General features: G+C 69.5%; 17 protein-coding genes. 9 read left to right on the forward strand and 8 right to left on the reverse strand.

Annotated elements, in window-relative coordinates:
• Window positions 1-51: 51 nt before the first annotated feature.
• Window positions 52-663, forward strand: a complete 612-nt coding sequence (locus tag HPO96_RS17015; protein ID WP_171674415.1) for a TetR/AcrR family transcriptional regulator — start codon at window positions 52-54, stop codon at window positions 661-663.
• Here HPO96_RS17015 and HPO96_RS17020 read toward each other — a convergent pair.
• Together HPO96_RS17020 and HPO96_RS17025 are read right to left on the reverse strand one after the other, a co-directional pair.
• Entirely contained in the window at window positions 644-2,203 is a 1,560-nt protein-coding gene (locus tag HPO96_RS17020; RefSeq protein WP_171674416.1) for a molybdopterin-dependent oxidoreductase, read from the reverse strand. The genes HPO96_RS17015 and HPO96_RS17020 overlap by 20 nt on opposite strands.
• Window positions 2,204-2,305: 102 nt before the next feature.
• Entirely contained in the window at window positions 2,306-2,833 is a 528-nt protein-coding gene (locus HPO96_RS17025; RefSeq protein ID WP_171674417.1) for a MarR family winged helix-turn-helix transcriptional regulator, read from the reverse strand.
• 174 nt (window positions 2,834-3,007) lie between these two features.
• Between HPO96_RS17025 and HPO96_RS17030 the strand changes: the two genes are divergently transcribed.
• Genes HPO96_RS17030 through HPO96_RS17040 form a run of 3 tightly spaced genes read left to right on the forward strand, consistent with a single transcriptional unit; the run spans window position 3,008 to window position 6,025 of the window.
• Window positions 3,008-3,781, forward strand: a complete 774-nt coding sequence (locus HPO96_RS17030) for a DUF8175 domain-containg protein (RefSeq protein WP_171674418.1) — start codon at window positions 3,008-3,010, stop codon at window positions 3,779-3,781.
• Window positions 3,782-3,792: 11 nt separating this feature from the next.
• Window positions 3,793-5,211: a TrbL/VirB6 family protein gene (locus HPO96_RS17035; RefSeq protein WP_171674419.1), complete on the forward strand. Its 1,419-nt coding sequence runs from the start codon at window positions 3,793-3,795 to the stop codon at window positions 5,209-5,211.
• A 43-nt stretch (window positions 5,212-5,254) separates the two neighbouring features.
• Window positions 5,255-6,025: a metallophosphoesterase family protein gene (locus HPO96_RS17040; protein WP_171674420.1), complete on the forward strand. Its 771-nt coding sequence runs from the start codon at window positions 5,255-5,257 to the stop codon at window positions 6,023-6,025.
• A 13-nt stretch (window positions 6,026-6,038) separates the two neighbouring features.
• Here the strand turns inward: HPO96_RS17040 and HPO96_RS17045 are convergent, their stop codons facing one another.
• A complete protein-coding gene (locus HPO96_RS17045; protein ID WP_171674421.1) occupies window positions 6,039-6,668 on the reverse strand; it encodes a GNAT family protein in 630 nt (209 codons plus the stop codon).
• A gap of 41 nt (window positions 6,669-6,709) precedes the next feature.
• On the opposite strand from HPO96_RS17045, the gene HPO96_RS17050 reads away from it, so the two are divergent.
• Window positions 6,710-7,636: a hydroxymethylglutaryl-CoA lyase gene (locus HPO96_RS17050; RefSeq protein WP_171674422.1), complete on the forward strand. Its 927-nt coding sequence runs from the start codon at window positions 6,710-6,712 to the stop codon at window positions 7,634-7,636.
• 418 nt (window positions 7,637-8,054) lie between these two features.
• Here HPO96_RS17050 and HPO96_RS17055 read toward each other — a convergent pair whose 3' ends face one another.
• Window positions 8,055-8,750, reverse strand: a complete 696-nt coding sequence (locus HPO96_RS17055) for an EcsC family protein (protein ID WP_171674423.1) — start codon at window positions 8,748-8,750, stop codon at window positions 8,055-8,057.
• A gap of 706 nt (window positions 8,751-9,456) precedes the next feature.
• On the opposite strand from HPO96_RS17055, the gene aat reads away from it, so the two are divergent.
• Window positions 9,457-10,080: a leucyl/phenylalanyl-tRNA--protein transferase gene (gene aat / locus HPO96_RS17060; protein WP_337796672.1), complete on the forward strand. Its 624-nt coding sequence runs from the start codon at window positions 9,457-9,459 to the stop codon at window positions 10,078-10,080.
• On the opposite strand, the gene HPO96_RS17065 is transcribed toward aat, so the two are convergent.
• Window positions 10,073-10,762 carry a TetR/AcrR family transcriptional regulator gene (locus HPO96_RS17065; RefSeq protein ID WP_171674425.1) on the reverse strand — a complete coding sequence of 230 codons (690 nt, stop codon included), beginning with the start codon at window positions 10,760-10,762 and terminating at the stop codon, window positions 10,073-10,075. The two genes, aat and HPO96_RS17065, sit on opposite strands and share 8 nt — an antisense overlap.
• Window positions 10,763-10,875: 113 nt before the next feature.
• Between HPO96_RS17065 and HPO96_RS17070 the strand changes: the two genes are divergently transcribed.
• On the forward strand, window positions 10,876-11,349 hold the full coding sequence (locus tag HPO96_RS17070) for a nitroreductase family deazaflavin-dependent oxidoreductase (protein WP_171674426.1): 474 nt from the start codon (window positions 10,876-10,878) through the stop codon (window positions 11,347-11,349).
• Window positions 11,350-11,691: 342 nt separating this feature from the next.
• On the forward strand, window positions 11,692-12,768 hold the full coding sequence (locus HPO96_RS17080; RefSeq protein WP_171674427.1) for an adenosine deaminase: 1,077 nt from the start codon (window positions 11,692-11,694) through the stop codon (window positions 12,766-12,768).
• On the opposite strand, the gene HPO96_RS17085 is transcribed toward HPO96_RS17080, so the two are convergent.
• From HPO96_RS17085 to HPO96_RS17095, 3 genes are all read right to left on the reverse strand, one after another.
• Complete coding sequence (locus HPO96_RS17085; RefSeq protein WP_171674428.1) at window positions 12,754-13,761, reverse strand: zinc-binding dehydrogenase; 1,008 nt, start codon at window positions 13,759-13,761, stop codon at window positions 12,754-12,756. The genes HPO96_RS17080 and HPO96_RS17085 overlap by 15 nt on opposite strands.
• Window positions 13,762-13,779: 18 nt before the next feature.
• Window positions 13,780-14,448 (reverse strand): SDR family NAD(P)-dependent oxidoreductase, encoded by a 669-nt coding sequence (locus HPO96_RS17090; RefSeq protein ID WP_171674429.1) that lies wholly within the window; start codon window positions 14,446-14,448, stop codon window positions 13,780-13,782.
• 82 nt (window positions 14,449-14,530) lie between these two features.
• On the reverse strand, window positions 14,531-15,118 hold the full coding sequence (locus HPO96_RS17095) for a TetR/AcrR family transcriptional regulator (RefSeq protein WP_171674430.1): 588 nt from the start codon (window positions 15,116-15,118) through the stop codon (window positions 14,531-14,533).
• A 125-nt stretch (window positions 15,119-15,243) separates the two neighbouring features.
• On the opposite strand from HPO96_RS17095, the gene HPO96_RS17100 reads away from it, so the two are divergent.
• On the forward strand, window positions 15,244-15,723 hold the full coding sequence (locus HPO96_RS17100; protein WP_171674431.1) for an SDR family NAD(P)-dependent oxidoreductase: 480 nt from the start codon (window positions 15,244-15,246) through the stop codon (window positions 15,721-15,723).
• Window positions 15,724-15,731: the final 8 nt, after the last annotated feature.

Here is a 15,731-nt window from a genome sequence, read left to right on the forward strand (position 1 = left end):
ATCCCCGTTCAATACGGTTGTGTATTCAATACAGAACTGTATCCTACTCTTATGCAACCGCCCAAGCGCAGTCGTACCGCCACCCGGGCCCGCCTGCTCGAAGGCGCGCTGGACGTGTTCGCCGAGCGCGGCTTCGCCGGCGCCTCGGTGGAGGACATCTGTGACCGCGCGGGGTTCACCCGCGGCGCCTTCTACTCGAACTTCGCGTCCAAGGACGAGCTGGTGCTCGCGCTCTTCCAAGCCACCACGGACCGGCTGCTGGAGCAGATCGAGGCGCTGCTGCCCGAGCTGGCCAGTCAGCCCGGCACGCTGCTGGACGCCGTCCTCGGCCTGCTCGACGAGACCGCGCCGGATCAGCGGCAGTGGCATCTGATCTCGACGGAGTTCACGCTGCACGCCCTGCGGAACCCAGAGGCGGCCCGGGCGCTGAACGAGCAGCGTGCGATGTTCCGGGCCAGCCTCACCCGGCTGGTCGCGGAGATCTCGGCCACGAGCGGTGTGCGGTTCAGTGTGCCGCCGGAGCAGTTCGTCCGGCTGGTCATCGCGTTGCACGAGGGCGCGCGCTCACAGAGCCTCCTGGAGCCCGCTGAGGTGCCTGCAGGATCGCTGGAGCACACCTTCCTGCCGATGGTGCTCGACGCGGTCAGTCGACCTTCACACTGATCGTGTGCAGACCGGTCGAGCCGTCCGGCGCGGGCGGCGCGGTCGCCTCGATCTGCGGCGTGCCTTTGGCGTCGACGGCGCGGACCTGCAGGATGTGCGTGCCGCGCGACGCCTGCCACGTCCAGTGCCACTGCCGCCAGGTGTCGATCGACGCGTCGGCCGCCAGTGTCGTTGGTTGCCATGGGCCACCATCGACGCGGACCTCGACCTTGGAGACGCCGACGTGCTGGTCCCAGGCGACGCCGGCCACCGTCACCGGGCCGGCCGTCACCTTCTTGCCGAGCGGGACGTCGATCCGCGATGACAGCTTGATCGGTCCGAGCTCGGACCAGCCGCGCGGCGTCCAATACGCCTCGAACCGGTCGAACCGGGTCACCTCGATCTCGGTCAGCCATTTCGTCGCCGACACGTAGCCGTACAGGCCCGGTACGACGATGCGGACCGGAAAGCCGTGCTCGACCGGTAGCGGCTCGCCGTTCATCGCGAACGCGAGCATGGCCTGCCTGTCGTCGAGCAGTGTGCTGAGCGGCGTACCGGCGGTGAAACCGTCTTTGGAGGTGGACTGGATCGCGTCGGCGTCCTTCGCCGGGCCGGCCTCGTCGAGGAGGTCCTTGAGCAGCACGCCCGTCCACAGCGCGTTGCCGATCAGATCGCCGCCGACTTCGTTGCTGACACAGGTCAGAGTGACCCACTTGTGGATGACCTGTCGTTTCAGCAGGTCGTCGAAGCTCAGCTCCAGCTCTTTGTCGACCATGCCGTGGATGCGCAGCCGCCAGTCCGACGGCATGATCTGCGGAACGGCGAGCGCGGTGTCGATGCGGTAGAAGTCTTCGTTCGGAGTCGCCCACGGAGTTGCGCCCTCTGCCTGTACGCCGGGCGGTGGGTCGAGTGACGGCGGTTTGGGCAGCGACAGCCCTTCGCGGGCTTCTGCCACCGCTGCGCGGTTTCCGCCGACCAGACGACCCAGTGGGCCGACTGCAGCCGTTCCGAGCGCGACACCGCTGGAGAGCTGCAAGAAGCCGCGTCTGCTGACGCCGTCGTCCGGGAAGTCGATGAGAGGTTCCAGGCGGCGGCTGAACAAGCGCAGCAACAGTAGTGCGGTGATTCCGGCGACTGCTGACGGAGCAAAGCCGGTCTGGCCGGTGTCTGCGCGAGTGGCGGCTGCTGCGATGGCCAGGCCGGAGAGTGCGACGACTACGAGTGCGCCAGCCCAGTACCGGCGTACGGCCAGGACTCCGCCCACTGCGGCCAGCGCGAGCAGCACAAGCAGGATGCCGGTGCGCAGCACGTCCTTGTCCTTGGTGCCGAACCAGGCGATCGCCAGATCCTTCAGCCAGGCCGGGACGCGGTCGATGAACGCCGAACCGATCGCGACGACAGGTGTCTGTCGAGTACCGAGAAGGCCGGCTGTGACGCTACCGGTCGCCAGACCGGCAAGGGCGGCCAGGACACCGGCTGCTGCGCCACGCCAACGGGTCGCACGGCGTCCGTCGTACCGGCGCTGGGAGGCCTGCTCGCGTTCGGCCAACTGCTGGTCCACACCTCAACCCTGACGCGGCGAGGCGCCCGACACCAGTCGAGCGCCTCATCCGTTAGTAGCGGGTAATGCTGATGAAGTTGTGTTCTCGCCTTGGTGCGCTGTTCAGAGTGCCGGACGGCCGTTCGGCCAGCGGCGTGCGTTGTCCCGGACGCGGCGCAGCTTGCCGAGCACGACGTCGCGCTCGTCGGCCAGCTGCGTCATCCACAGGCTGTCGATCTCCAGGAGGTGGTCCGGCAACGCTTCGCGCAGCCGGCGCTTCCCCTCCTCGGTGAGGACTGCGTACGAGCCGCGGGCGTCGTCCGGACACGGCTCACGGCGTACCAGGCCGAGGTTCTCGGCACGGTCGACGAGCCGGGTGATGCCGCCGGTCGTGACGGTCAGCTCCCGGGCCAGGGAGGTCAAACGCTGCTTTTCCCCGTGACTGCGGGCCAGCCGCAGCAACAGTTCGAACATTGCCATTTGCAGACCACTGCGCTTGAGAGAGTGCCGCATCAGCTGGTCCAGCTCGGCTGCTGCTTCACGCAACAGCCCGTAGGCAGTGATGACGTCGCTTTCCCATGGTTCGGTGACGCGCGGGGGTTCTGCATCGGCGAGCGCTAGGGGCGAGCAAAGCGAAGGCGCGATGGTCATGCGCGGACTCTAGTAGTTGACTAGGTCACTTCGCTACACGGGGTGACCTATCGGCTACAGATCGCCTGGTGATCGCAAACCTCCTGAGCGTAACCAACGACCTGTCCAGACCAGTACGCGGGGGCCTGTGGATAACTTCCGCGGCGGTCGAGCGGAAACTGGCAATCTCTTGACATGACCGAGACCGATGACACCAAAACCCCTTACGGGCCGGGGTTCACCGCCGCGTGCATCGTGATCGTCGCCGTGCTCGTCTGCGGTGTGGTCCTGCTCGTCGCGGGCCGCGGCGCCGACGCCGGCGACGCCACCACCCACCTCGCGGATCCGGCCGCCGCGGCGGCCGGCGCGCGAGCGGGGGAGGCCGGCGCGCCGCTCGCCACCGCCGAGCCCGCGGCGCCGCCGGTGGGTCGAGCGGGCGGGTGCGGCGGTTCGGCGTCCGACCGAAGTGTGCCGAGCAAGGCGCCGGCGGTCGACGGTTGGGAGGTGAGTAACCGGGTCGTCGTCCCGCGCTCGGCTGCGGTCGGCCCGGCGAAAACCGATCCTGACGGGTTCCGGCGCTGTTTCGCGCACTCGCCGACCGGCGCGCTGTACGCCGCGTACAACGCGCTGGCCGCGATGGCGGATCAGAGCAAGCTGGTGTCGATCGCGCGCAGGCTGATGCTGCCCAGCGCGGAGACGGAGCAGCTGATTCGCCAGCTGAGCAAGGAGTCCGCGACCGGTTTCTCGTCGGTGCAGCCGACGGGTTATCGGATGCTCGCCGCGGCCGATGACCGCGTGACGGTGTTGCTCGCGCTCCCGGTCGAGTCGGTCTACATGAGCGCGACCTTGACCCTGGTCTGGCATCAGGGCGATTGGCGGCTGCAGCCGCCGCCACCAGGCGAAGCGGTCGGCGCGCCGTTCGCCCAACACCGTGACCTCGGCGACTTCGTGAAGTGGAGTGGGATCTGATGTGTGGGCGGATGGACCTCGAATGTCACGTCAGTGAAGGTGTCCAAGCCGTCGCCAACGGCTGGCTGGAGAACGCCCGCCGGATGGCCGCCGACTTCTTCACCTCGGCGCTGAACTCGCAGGCGACGTTCTGGGTGAAGACCGAGACGCCTGTCCAACTGGCCACGACGGCCGACCAGCAGAGCTGGACGAACAGCGTCCCGGTTGCGTTCGTCCACGAGAAGACGTTGATCCTGACCGGTGCGATCTTCACGCTGGCGATCATCATCGCCGGCGTCCGGATGGCCTGGGAGCAGCGCGCGCGGCCGTTGCAGGAGCTGCTCAAAGCGATGCTGATCTTCGTCCTGGTCTCCGCGGCCGGGACGGCGGTCATCCAACTGCTGGTCGAGTGGTCAGATGCCTTCGCGCTCGATGTCGTGCAGAGCGCGACCGGCGGCGCCACCTTCACCGATCGCTTGCAGACCATGATGGGCGCGCAGGATTACGGCGGCCTGGCCGATCTGAAGTCGGGGCTGATGATGATCCTGCTCTTCCAGGTGGCCGGGATCGCGTCACTGATCCAGATCGTGTTGCTGTTGGTCCGGTCGGCGATGCTGGTGCTGCTCGGCGCGACGCTGCCGCTCGCCGCGGCGGCGACGAACACCGAGATGGGTAAGGCCTGGTTCCGCAAGTACTGCGCGTGGACGTTGGCGTTCATCGCCTACAAACCCGCGGCGGCGCTGATCTATGCGGCCGCGATCAAGCTCAAGGAACAGGAGATGCTGGGCCCGGGCGGCGGCCTGACCGGTGCGATGACGGCGCTGATGATGATGGCGCTCGCGATCTTTGCGCTGCCGGCGTTGCTCCGGTTCGCCGTACCGATCACGGCGGCGGCGTCCGGCGGGGGCGCGGGGATGGGCAGCTCGGTGGCTGATCCGGGTGGGTTGGCGACCGGTGCGATCAACGTCGGGCGTGCCCGGTCGGGTAGTGCCTTGGGCGGCGCCTCAGGTGGTGGCTTGGGCGGTTCTGCTGGGGGTAGCGCGCTGGGCGGGGGTGCGTCCGGTGCGCGCTCGGTGGGAGCGGCCGCGGGTCTCGGGGCAGCGGCTGGCGCGGTGACCGCGGCGCGGAAGGCCAGCGGGGCGCTCTCCGGAGCAGCGGCGCACTCTGCCGGTGAGAGTGGCGGCGGGTCGGGTACGCCGAGCTCCTTCCCGCGCGGGTCAGGCGGTGGGGGTGGTGGCGGTCGCTCGGGCGGCGGCTCCCGTGGCGGCGGCGGTGGGCGCAACCTGCCGCCGGGCCGGGGTGGTGTTTCAGGCGGTGGTGCGTCCGGCGGAGGTTGGGGCGGTGAGGCATCCGGTGGTGGCTGGGGAGGTGGGCCGTCGGGGGCGTCCGGTGGGAGTCCGTCGTACGCCGGATCGGTGCCGGAGCCGGCCGGGCCGTCGGGTAACTGGTGAAACCGGGTTGCTGTGCGTGGCCGGGGCTTGAACGATGGCGTTCATGAAGCTGGAGCGGATCGCGCTGATCTCGGACGTGCACGGCAACCTGACCGCACTGGAGGCGGTCCTCGCGGATATCGCCGCCCGCGGTATCACCAGGATCTTCAACCTCGGCGACTACGCCGGCAAAGGCCCGCGCGGCCAGGCCGTCGTCGACCGCTGCCGCGAGCTGTGCGAGGTGAACATCCTCGGCAACTGGGACGACTTCATCCCCAACCCCGACAAAGAAGGCGATTCGGCGGCCATGCTCTGGTGGCGGCACGAGCTGCGCGCCGACCAGCGGGCGTGGCTGCGCGATCTCCCGTTCTGCCACGACTTCGAGCTCAGCGGCCGGCAGATCCGGCTCTTCCACGCCTCCGCGACGAGCGTCCATGACCGCGTCCATTTCGCGAAGGACACCACGGCGTACCTCGGCATGTTCGAGAACACCCCGGCCACCGGCGACGGTCCGGTGCCGACCGTCGTCGGGTACGGCGACGTCCACGACGCCTACTGCGAGACCGACCTCGGCCGCACCCTCTTCAACGTCGGCTCCGTCGGCAACAGCCTCGGCGACCCCACCCCCGTCTACGTCATCCTCGAAGGCGGCGCCGATGCCACCGCCCCGTTCTCGATCCAGTTCGTCCGCGTCCCGTACGACGCCCAGGCCGAGCTGGTCATTGCCCAAGCCCTCGGCGCCCCCGCCCTCGACGGCTACGAAGCCGAGATCCTGCACGGCATCTACCGCGGCGACTTCTACGCCGGCCAGGCCCCGACGTACCACCAGCCCTGATGGGGCACAGCCCTCAAAAGAACAGAATCTCGGAGCCGACGATCCGATAACCCGCGGCGAGGAAGGCGCGGAACGAGGCGGCATTGCCAGGAGTGACCTGCGCCCAGATGTGCGCGTCGGCCGGGATCAGCGCGCGGGCCGCTTGCGCGAGCCGGCGACCGTGCCCGCGCCCTTGGACGGAGTCGGGGACCTCGATCGCACATTCGAGGCGACCGGCGACGCCGCGCCCGACGATGACGACTCCGCCGTACGGATCGACGTACGCGCGGACGTCGTCGCGGTACTGCAACGCCCGGACGATGCGCGGATGGGTGTGATCGGTGAGCTCTTCGAGGTTGCTGACGAGGTCGGAGGCGGGCTGCGCGGGCGCGAGCAGCATCGCGTCCAGGCAGTGCGCCTCCCGGCCGGTGGCTTCGGCGAGCGCGGTCAGGAACGGCGGGGCGACCGGGGCGACCATGTCCTCGGGTGGGAGCCGCTCGGCGACCCAGGCGGCGTCCACCTCGGCGGCGATCACGGTGTGTGCGGTGAACGCCATCACACACGCCTCGCGCGCGGACGGCGCTGAGACGACGGTCACGCCGAGGTCCGGGGGCGGGAAGGCATCATGTTCGATGGAGCGCAGGATCTGCGTGAGAGTTGTCATCACGACCCATTCTGGTGGCGAACCCACCGTACGGAGGCGTTATGCGGAAGCCGCAGCGGGTGCAGACCGACGGACTGCCTGAGCAGGTGACGATCTACGAGGTCGGCGCCCGGGACGGCCTGCAGAACGAGTCGGCGATCGTCGACGTCGCCGTGAAGGCCGAGTTCATCAACCGCCTGGTCGACGCGGGCCTGCGGACGGTCGAGACGACCAGCTTCGTGCACCCGAAGTGGGTTCCCCAGTTGGCCGACGCGGCCGAGCTGCTCGAGTTGCTCGACCTGCCGGACGACGTCCGCGCCCCCGTCCTGGTCCCGAACGAGCGCGGCCTGGACCGGGCCCTCGCCGCCGGCGTCCGCGAGATCGCGATCTTCGCCAGCGCCACCGAGACCTTCGCCGCCAAGAACCTGAACTCCACCCTCGACGACCAGTTCACCATGTTCACCCCGACCATCCGCCGCGCCCTCGACGAAGGTCTGCGCGTCCGCGGCTACGTCTCCATGTGTTACGGCGACCCCTGGGAAGGCGACGTCCCCCTCGACCAGGTCGTCACAGTAGGCGCCCGCCTCATCGACCTCGGCTGCCACGAGCTCTCCCTCGGCGACACCATCGGCGTAGCCACCCCCGGCCACGTCACCGCCCTCATCAACGCCTTCACCGCCGCCAACGTCCCCCCAACCCACTTGGCCGTCCACTTCCACGACACCTATGGCCAAGCCCTCGCCAACACCCTCACCGCCCTCCACTCCGGCATCACCACCATTGACAGCTCCGCCGGTGGCCTAGGCGGCTGCCCCTACGCCGAATCCGCCACCGGCAACCTCGCCACCGAAGACCTCCTCTGGCAACTAGAAGGCCTAGGCATCAAAACCGGCGTAAACCTGGAAAAACTGGTAACCACCAGCACCTGGATGTCCCACCAACTCGGCAAACCCTCCCCCAGTCGAGTACTCCAAGCCCTAGCCAACTAACCCAGCAACCGCCCGAGCCCAGCTCACCAGAGCAGGCACCTCGCGCGACCTCCTGCGGCCGCCGACCAGGTGAGCACCAGCAAACACTTCGGCCGCCGTGGCAAACCCCGCCCGGCGCGAGCCGACTCCCACCAGGCCAGCACTGCCCGACCAGCCAGCCACCGCGCCGGCCAACCCCGGCCAGCCACCGCCCCAACCACCCGCCCCGACAGGCTGACAGCCCACCTCCTGCGGCCGCCGACTAGGTGAGCAGAAGCGAATGGCTCGGCCGCCGTGACAGACCCGCCATGTTCGAGTCGACTCGTAAGCGGGCAGGTGCCTCGTGTCACCTCCTGCGGCCGCCGACCTGGTGAGCAGAAGCGAATGGCTCGGCCGCCGTGACAGACCGAGCCTGGGGGGTGAGTGAGCTGGGGTGGGGTTAGGGCTCGATGGGGCGGGGGATTCGGCGGACAAGGGACTTATCGGCGTACTGGCCGACGCGGTAGGTGGACCAGCCGTCTACTCCGGCGCCGACGGCGCCGCCGAGGAGGGGGACGCGGCGGGTGACGGTGAGAGCCATGCGTTTGCCACTGACTCGGGCGATCAGCTCGGCGACGACCTCGGCGGAGACCTGCCGGTCGAGGTCGGGATCGAAGACGGGTGCGGTGGCGATCGCGAGTGGTGAGGTCGGCAGACTCGACTTCTTCAGACGGTCGGTGACGCCGTCCTCGCCGAGCAGACAGGTGATGACCGCCGTCCGCACGCGGGGATCGTCGAGGTCGTACCCACGCAGGTGGGCAATAGCCGCGACCATCCGCGCCTGCACTATCGCCAGTCCGGTCATGTTCGCCGGCAACGCGACCGGCAGCGTGACCAGCCCGCCGATGCTCGTGACAAACCCCTGCACACCGGCCAACCGAATGTGCTGATCGATCACCGCCTCGATCGCCAGTTGCACATCACCCCCGGACTTCGAGAGCTTGTTCTCGGCGATCCGCTCCGCCCCGGGAAACCGCTGATATCCGTCGATGGCGAACTCGAGTACCTGACGCAGTACGCCGGCCGCGGCTTGCGGCGCGAACCGCTGGGCGGCGGGCGCGAGGCTGCTCGCGACGAACCTGGCTACTCCAGCCACGGTGCTCCTTCCCGCCCACCCCACGAGTCCGAGACCAGGCGTACTTCAACTCTACGTCCCCCAAGTACCCCAAGCACCCCACCCAACCCCCACTCCCCCCTGACCCCACCCCGACCCCCACCACCCGACCCCGACCACCTCCCACCCACCCCACCTCCCACCCACCCGGCCTTCCGCTCCCCGCTCCACCGACCAGCAGCCACTCCGCCCTCGCCCCACCGCCCCGCCCGCTAGCCAACTCGCCCTGACTTCGCTGCTCCGCCTCGGCTGCCGGTCGCTCCGCCGCCAGCCGCCGCTGCCCCGAGCGCCTGACCACTCCGCCCAGCCAGCGACCTCACCTCCCCACCTTCCGCTTCCCGCCCCGCCCCGCGCCCAGCAGCCGTTCCGTCGCCCGCTTCACCCTCCGCCCCGCCCCGCGCCGCTCCGCCTCGTACCGCGTTGCTCCGCCCCGCCTCGCGCTTCACGCCCGCGCCGGTCGGCAGCCATCCCGCTGCCGGCTTTCGTTGCTCCGATCCGACCGCTAGTCACCCCGCCGCTCCGTCCGACTGTCAGTCACCCTGCTGCCGCTGCGCCGACCGTCCGCCGGTCCACCGTGCGCTGGTCCTCCGCCTCCTGGGTGTGCCGCCCTCACGGCGTACGGGTAGTGGGGTGTCAGGATGTGGGGGTGCCTGTTGAGCCTGCGCCTTCGTTGTGGGACTTTCCGCCGGTGAGTGTGGCGGGGGACAGCGATGTGGTGGCGGGTGGGGCTGACTTGGCGCCGGGGACGGTGTTGGCGGCGTACCGGCGGGGGTTGTTTCCGATGCCGGACCGGCGGGCTTCGGTGTTGTGGTGGTCGCCGGTCGAGCGTGGGGTGATCGAGGTCGCGGGGTATCGGCCGACGCGGACGGTACGGCGGGCGCGGGCGAAGTTCGAGATCCGGGTGAACACGGCGTTCGACGCCGTCATCCGTGCGTGCGCCGACCCGCGGCGGACCGGCGCGTGGATCGATCGCGACATCATCGCGTCGTACACCGAGCTGCACCGGCTCGGCTGGGTGCACTCGGTCGAGGCGTGGGACGGCGACCAGCTGGCCGGCGGTCTGTACGGCGTCGCGATCGGCGGGCTGTTCGCCGGGGAGTCGATGTTCCACCACCGGACCGACGGCTCCAAGGCCGCCGTCGCCGGGCTGATCGAGCTGCTCGACGACGAGTACGCCGAGCAGCGCGTCTTCGACATCCAGTGGGTGACCGACCACCTCGCGACGATGGGCGCGATCGCGATCCCGCGCGCCGACTACGTCCGCCGGGTCGACGCGGCGCTCGCCCTGCCGCTACCGCGCGCCTTCAGCTGATCCCGACGTACGCCGCCATCTGCCGGCTCGCCTCGGCGAAGAAGTCGTCCGCCGGATCCATCGAGCCGACCAGCTGGCCGAACAGCTCGAAGCTCAGCATCCCGAACAGCTGCGTCCACGCGATCACCAACCGCAACAACACCTTGCGCGGTACGCCGGGCGCCAGCGCGGCGATCACATCGACCTGCTCGGCGAGCCGCCCGGTCGGCTCCGGCGCATCCAGCTCGCCCAGCCACCCCTCACCCCGCGCCTGCGCGAGAATCCGCATCAGCACCAACGGCACCCGAGCCGCCGGCTGCACGGTCGTCTGCGGCGCCTGATACCCGGCGATCGGCGAGCCGTAGATCAACGCATACTCGTGCGGATTCGCCCGCGCCCACGCCCGGACGGCGGCGCACACGGCGACCCACGCCTCGCGCGGATGCGGGAACTCCCGATCCGCCGCCTCCTCCGCGGCTGCGCCGAGCGCGTCGTACGCATCGATGATCAGCGCGGTCAGCAGTTCGTCGCGGCTCGGGAAGTAGCGGTACAGCGCCGAGGACACCATGCCGAGCTCTCGCGAGATCGCCCGCAGCGACAAACTCTCCGCGCCGGCCGCCGCCAACTGCCGCCGCGCAGCCGCCTTGATCTCGTCGGTCAACTCCGCTCGGGCCCGCTCCCGGGCCGTACGTGGCGCACTCATGGAGCCAGTCTGCCACAAAACAGAGAGCACTGCTCTTGACAGTGATCACTGCTCACGTGTTCACTGATCACAACAGAGAGCACTGCTCTCGCAATCATTCGAGGAGTACGCCGATGCCGACCTACAAGCAGACCTACGACCGCAACCGCGTCATCACCGCCGGCCACGGCAGCATGCGCGTCTTCAACCGCATCGTCAGCGCCCTCACCAAAGCCGGCATCAGCCTGATGGGCAGTCGCGTCCTCTCCGTCCGCGGCCGCAAGTCCGGCGAATGGCGCAGCACGCCCGTCAACCTCCTCACCTACGACGGCGCCACCTACCTGGTCTCCCCCCGCGGCCACACCCAATGGGTCCGCAACCTCCGCGCCACCCCCGAAGCCCGCCTCCAACTGGGCCGCACCACCCAGACCTTCCGCGCCGAAGAACTCGCCGACCCCGCCAAAACCGAAGTCCTCCGCCACTACCTCCGCAAATGGTCCTGGGAAGTAGGCGCCTTCTTCGAAGGCGACGTCACCAAGAACTCCCCCGACGAAGTCCTCCACCACATCGCCCCCGGCGTCCCCGCCTTCCGCCTCCACCAGGTCTGACCGTTTGTGCAACGGTGCGTTGCACAAACGGCGACCAGCGAGATCAAGCTTGAGATGGCGGCGTGGACGAACTCGGCTCGAGTCGAACTGCTGCCCGACGAAGGCGAAGCCCTGGCCGAGCTCCAGTAGGAACTTGCCGACGTGGTCCACGAGCTTCTGCTTGACCTCCCGCTCGCGCCACCCGTCTCAGGGCGATTCTGCAAGCGGCGCTTGCAGAACGTCATCGGCGGGCCAGGTGGCGACAAAGATCCGCATGTACCGGAGGTTGCGGGGCGAGCATCCGGTTGATCCGGGGAAGCGGGCAACCTGGGGCAGATGGGGGTGCCCTGCGAAGATGGCGGCATGATCAGTTCTGGGCAGCTGAGGGCGGCGCCGAAGGTTTTGTTGCATGACCATCTGGATGGTGGGTTGCGGCCGGAGACGGTGGTGGAGTTGGCGGGGGAGGTCGGGCATCGGCTGCCGCGGACGGATGCGGGGGAGTTGGGGGCTTGGTTCGTCGAGTCGGCGGACTCGGGGTCGTTGGAGCGGTATCTGGAGACGTTCGATCAGACGGTTGCGGTGATGCAGACGGCTGAGGCGATCAAGCGGGTGGCCAGTGAGTGCGTGCAGGATCTGGCGGCGGACGGGGTGGTGTACGCCGAGGTTCGGTACGCGCCGGAGCAGCATCTGGCGAAGGGGTTGTCGCTGGAGCAGGTGGTGGATGCCGTGCGGGAGGGGTTCGAGCACGGGATGGCGGTGGCGGAGCGGCCGATCGTGGCGCGGCAGTTGCTGACGGCGATGCGGCATCAGGCGCGGTCGATGGAGATCGCGGAGCTGTCGGTGGCTTATCGGGACGCCGGGGTGGTCGGGTTCGACATCGCCGGCGCGGAGGCCGGCTACCCGCCCACCCGGCATCTGGACGCGTTCGAGTACCTGCAGCGCGAGAACGCGCACTTCACGATCCACGCGGGTGAGGCGTTCGGGCTGCCGTCGATCTGGCAGGCGATCCAGTGGTGCGGCGCGGACCGGCTGGGGCACGGCGTCCGGATCATCGACGACATCAGCCATGACCCGGCCGGTGAGAAGGTCGAGCTCGGCCGGCTGGCGGCGTACGTGCGGGACCGGCGGATCCCGCTGGAGATGTGCCCCAGCTCGAACCTGCAGACCGGCGCGGCCGCGTCGATCGCCGAGCACCCGATCGGGCTGCTGACCAAGCTGCGCTTCCGCGTCACGGTGAACACCGACAACCGGTTGATGAGCGGTACGTCGATGAGTCGTGAGCTGGCACTGCTGGCGGAGGCGTTCGACTACGGGCTGGCCGACTTCCGGTGGTTCGCGATCAACGCGATGAAGTCGGCGTTCATCCCGTTCGACGAGCGCCTGCGGATCATCGACACCGTCATCAAGCCCTGGTACGCCGAGGCGCTAGCTCAGCCGTAGCAGCACTTTGCCCGGCGTCGTCGCCGCTGCGGTGATCGCGGCGGCGGCATCGTCGAGGTCGTACGTCGCGGCGATCAGCGGCTCGAGGTCGAGGCCGCGTGCGAGCAGGTCGACGGCCTCGGTGATCTCGTCGACGAAGCGGTAGGAGCCGGTCCAGGTGATCTCGCGGGTGACCAGGTCGGCGAGGACGGCGGGAGTCGGCGTCATCGAGAGGTTGCCGACCTGGACGACGGTGCCCCCGCGGGCCGTCGCGTGCAGGACGGCGCCGAGCGCAGCCGCGACGCCGGACGCCTCGACCACGAGCTCGACGTCGGTCGGGAGTTCGCGAGTGGCGTCGTACACCTGGTCGGCGCCGAGAGCTGCGGCCATCGCGAGGGCGTCGGGCTGTACGTCGGCTGCCAGTACGCGCGCTGCGCCACGCGCCTTCGCGGCTGCCACCACAAGCGAGCCGATCGACCCTGCGCCGTTCACAAACACGGTCCGGCCGCGGACGTCGCCCAACCGCCCCACCGCGTGCAGTGCGACCCCCAGCGGCTCGGCCAGCGCACCCATCGGCGTCGACACCCCCTCCGGCAGCAGCCGCAGTTGGTCCACCCGCACCACCCGGTACGTCGAGAACCCGCCATCCTCATGCGGTTCGAACGCCGCCGACCCGAAGTACCGCACCTCCCGATGCAGGTTCGTCCGCCCCGCCACCAGCCGAGGCAACTCCTCCCCCGACGGCGACGCCGGATGCACAGTCACCGCATCCCCCACCTGGTAGGACGCGACAGCAGACCCCAGGGCAGCGATGTGGCCGGATACTTCGTGGCCCAGGACCAGGGGGTGGCGGAGGAGGGCGGTGCCGGAGTGGCCGTGGGTGGCGTAGGAGATGTCGCTGCCGCAGATGCCGCCGTAGTGCATGGCTACCAGGGCTTCGTTGGGGCCGGGTGACGGGTCCGGTCGGTGGTCGATGCGGATGTCACCCGGGCCGTGAACGACGACAGCTTTCATGTGGTCAAGTTTGTACTGCTAGGCGGGGAGAGTGGTGCCGTTCAGGTGGGCCAGCTCGGGGGCGGCCAGGCCGAGGACTGTGCGCGAGGCGGCCGCGGCGGAGGTGTCCGGGCCGACCAGCAGGGTGTTGATGCGGACGCCGGGGGCGGTGTACGCCGGTGCGGGGAGTGCGGCGGTGGTGACGTTGATGATGTGCCCGCTGCCCTGTGCGAGCAGGTGCGGCAGCTCGTACTTGACCGCCAAGAACTGGCCGCGCGTGTTGGTCCGCACCGTCTCGTCCCACTGGTCGACGTCCAGCTCGGGCAGCGCGCCGACGGCGATGCCGGCGTTGTTGAACGCGACGTCGATCCGTCCGTAGCGGCGGACGGCGCCGTCGACGAAGCGCTGGACGGACGCCGCCTCCCGCACATCCGACTCGAGGTACGTCGCCTCGCCGCGCGCAGCGCGAACACTCCGCTCGACCTCCCGCCCGACTGCGGACCGGCGGCCGCCGAAGACCACCTTGGCGCCGGCTGCGGCGAACGCACGGGCGGTGGCTTCGCCGATCCCCGACGTACCACCGGTGATCAGTACGACCTGGCCGGCGAAGCGGCCGGCGGGGGTGGCGCGGGCGGTGCCGCTGGCGGCGATCCCGGCCGCGGTGGCCACGGCGCCTCCCAGGACCGCGCGGCGACTGGTTCTGCTCATAGGGCCTCTCCTCGAAAGCAGTGGGGCGGTTGCCACCCAAGACTGCCCGAGAGTGCGGGCCGAGGTCGCGCCGAGCGGTGCGTTACCGCGGTGAAATGTCCCCGACGACGATCTCCAGGATGGTGTCGAAGGCCTGGTCGAGCGGCAGATCGACCTCGCCGAGCCCCCAGCGGTAGAGGATGCCGAGATAGCCGTCGAAGATCAGGTTGCCGACGGCGATCGGGTCCAGATCGGTGCGGATCTCGCCGCGCTGCTGCCCGTCGGCGATCGCCTGGCCGAAGATGTGTCCGCTGGCATACGAGCCGGAGACGGCCATCACGCCCGAGTGCAGGACGGCGCGCATCATCGCCTGGTTGGCCGACCGGTTGGAGTCCCACCAGCGGCCGAGCTCGCGGACGACGCCGCGGATCGCGTCGATCACGCTCTGCCCGGGCTCCGCGAGATGTCTGGCCATCAGCTCCCGGACAGCGACCCGGCGGTCGACGATCAGCCCGACCAGGAAGTCCTCTTTGCGCGGGAAGTGGTTGAACGCGGTGGCCCGGGCGACGTCGGCCCGCTCGGCGATCTCGTCGATGGTCGCCGCGTGGTAGCCCTTCTCGACGAAGGCGGCCAACGCTGCGGCCAGCAGACGCTGGCGCAGCGCGGCCTTGCTCCGCTCGCGTCTGCCCATCGGCGCAGGGGTCGCCGAATGAACATTTGCCGAGTCAGAGTCCATTTGCAGACTATTACACCAACTTGGACTAAAGTCTGACTTTGTCCTGTCCGGCGCGTCTTCTAGGGGAGACTTTGACGAAGGTGTGGTTGGTCATCGGTGCCGATGTCGGCGCCGGGCCCGCGATCGTGGTCGCCGCGGCCGAAACCGGCGCCGTCGTGGTCGCGGCCGGCGCGCAGCCGGAGTCGGTCTACGACCTGGTCGCCGCCTACCCCCAGCAGGTCGAGGCCCTCGGCCTGGACGCCGCCGACCCCGCCAGCGTCGAGCGGGCCATGGCCCGCACGGTCAACTACCACAGCCGCATCGACGTCCTGGTGAACGGCCCCGGTGATCGCCGGATCGAGGACGCCGTCCTGCCCTACCTGAGCGCCCAGGGCGCCGGCGCGATCGTCCGTCCCGGCGTCGCGGGCGACCCGGTTCTGCTCGCCGCCGAGATCCTGGCCGACCTCCAGGCTCCGGGCCCGGCCTTCCGATTGGTGCACGGCTGCGGCTGTGCGCTCCCCCATGCTGGTTCTCGGCCCAAGGCGTTGCAGCACCTTGGGTCGAGAGCCATTACTTCGTAGAGGGTGTC

This window comes from Kribbella sandramycini (genome assembly GCF_013131805.1).
Lineage (GTDB): Bacteria > Actinomycetota > Actinomycetes > Propionibacteriales > Kribbellaceae > Kribbella > Kribbella sandramycini.

Excerpts from the sequence above, each read along its gene's own strand:
- HPO96_RS17015 (WP_171674415.1), top strand. The coding sequence starts at position 52 with ATGCAACCGCCCAAGCGCAGTCGTACCGCCACCCGGGCCCGCCTGCTC.
- HPO96_RS17025 (WP_171674417.1), bottom strand. The coding sequence starts at position 2,833 with ATGACCATCGCGCCTTCGCTTTGCTCGCCCCTAGCGCTCGCCGATGCA.
- HPO96_RS17030 (WP_171674418.1), top strand. The coding sequence starts at position 3,008 with ATGACCGAGACCGATGACACCAAAACCCCTTACGGGCCGGGGTTCACC.
- HPO96_RS17035 (WP_171674419.1), top strand. The coding sequence starts at position 3,793 with ATGGACCTCGAATGTCACGTCAGTGAAGGTGTCCAAGCCGTCGCCAAC.
- HPO96_RS17040 (WP_171674420.1), top strand. The coding sequence starts at position 5,255 with ATGAAGCTGGAGCGGATCGCGCTGATCTCGGACGTGCACGGCAACCTG.
- HPO96_RS17045 (WP_171674421.1), bottom strand. The coding sequence starts at position 6,668 with ATGACAACTCTCACGCAGATCCTGCGCTCCATCGAACATGATGCCTTC.
- HPO96_RS17050 (WP_171674422.1), top strand. The coding sequence starts at position 6,710 with ATGCGGAAGCCGCAGCGGGTGCAGACCGACGGACTGCCTGAGCAGGTG.
- HPO96_RS17065 (WP_171674425.1), bottom strand. The coding sequence starts at position 10,762 with ATGAGTGCGCCACGTACGGCCCGGGAGCGGGCCCGAGCGGAGTTGACC.
- HPO96_RS17070 (WP_171674426.1), top strand. The coding sequence starts at position 10,876 with ATGCCGACCTACAAGCAGACCTACGACCGCAACCGCGTCATCACCGCC.
- HPO96_RS17080 (WP_171674427.1), top strand. The coding sequence starts at position 11,692 with ATGATCAGTTCTGGGCAGCTGAGGGCGGCGCCGAAGGTTTTGTTGCAT.
- HPO96_RS17085 (WP_171674428.1), bottom strand. The coding sequence starts at position 13,761 with ATGAAAGCTGTCGTCGTTCACGGCCCGGGTGACATCCGCATCGACCAC.
- HPO96_RS17090 (WP_171674429.1), bottom strand. The coding sequence starts at position 14,448 with ATGAGCAGAACCAGTCGCCGCGCGGTCCTGGGAGGCGCCGTGGCCACC.
- HPO96_RS17095 (WP_171674430.1), bottom strand. The coding sequence starts at position 15,118 with ATGGGCAGACGCGAGCGGAGCAAGGCCGCGCTGCGCCAGCGTCTGCTG.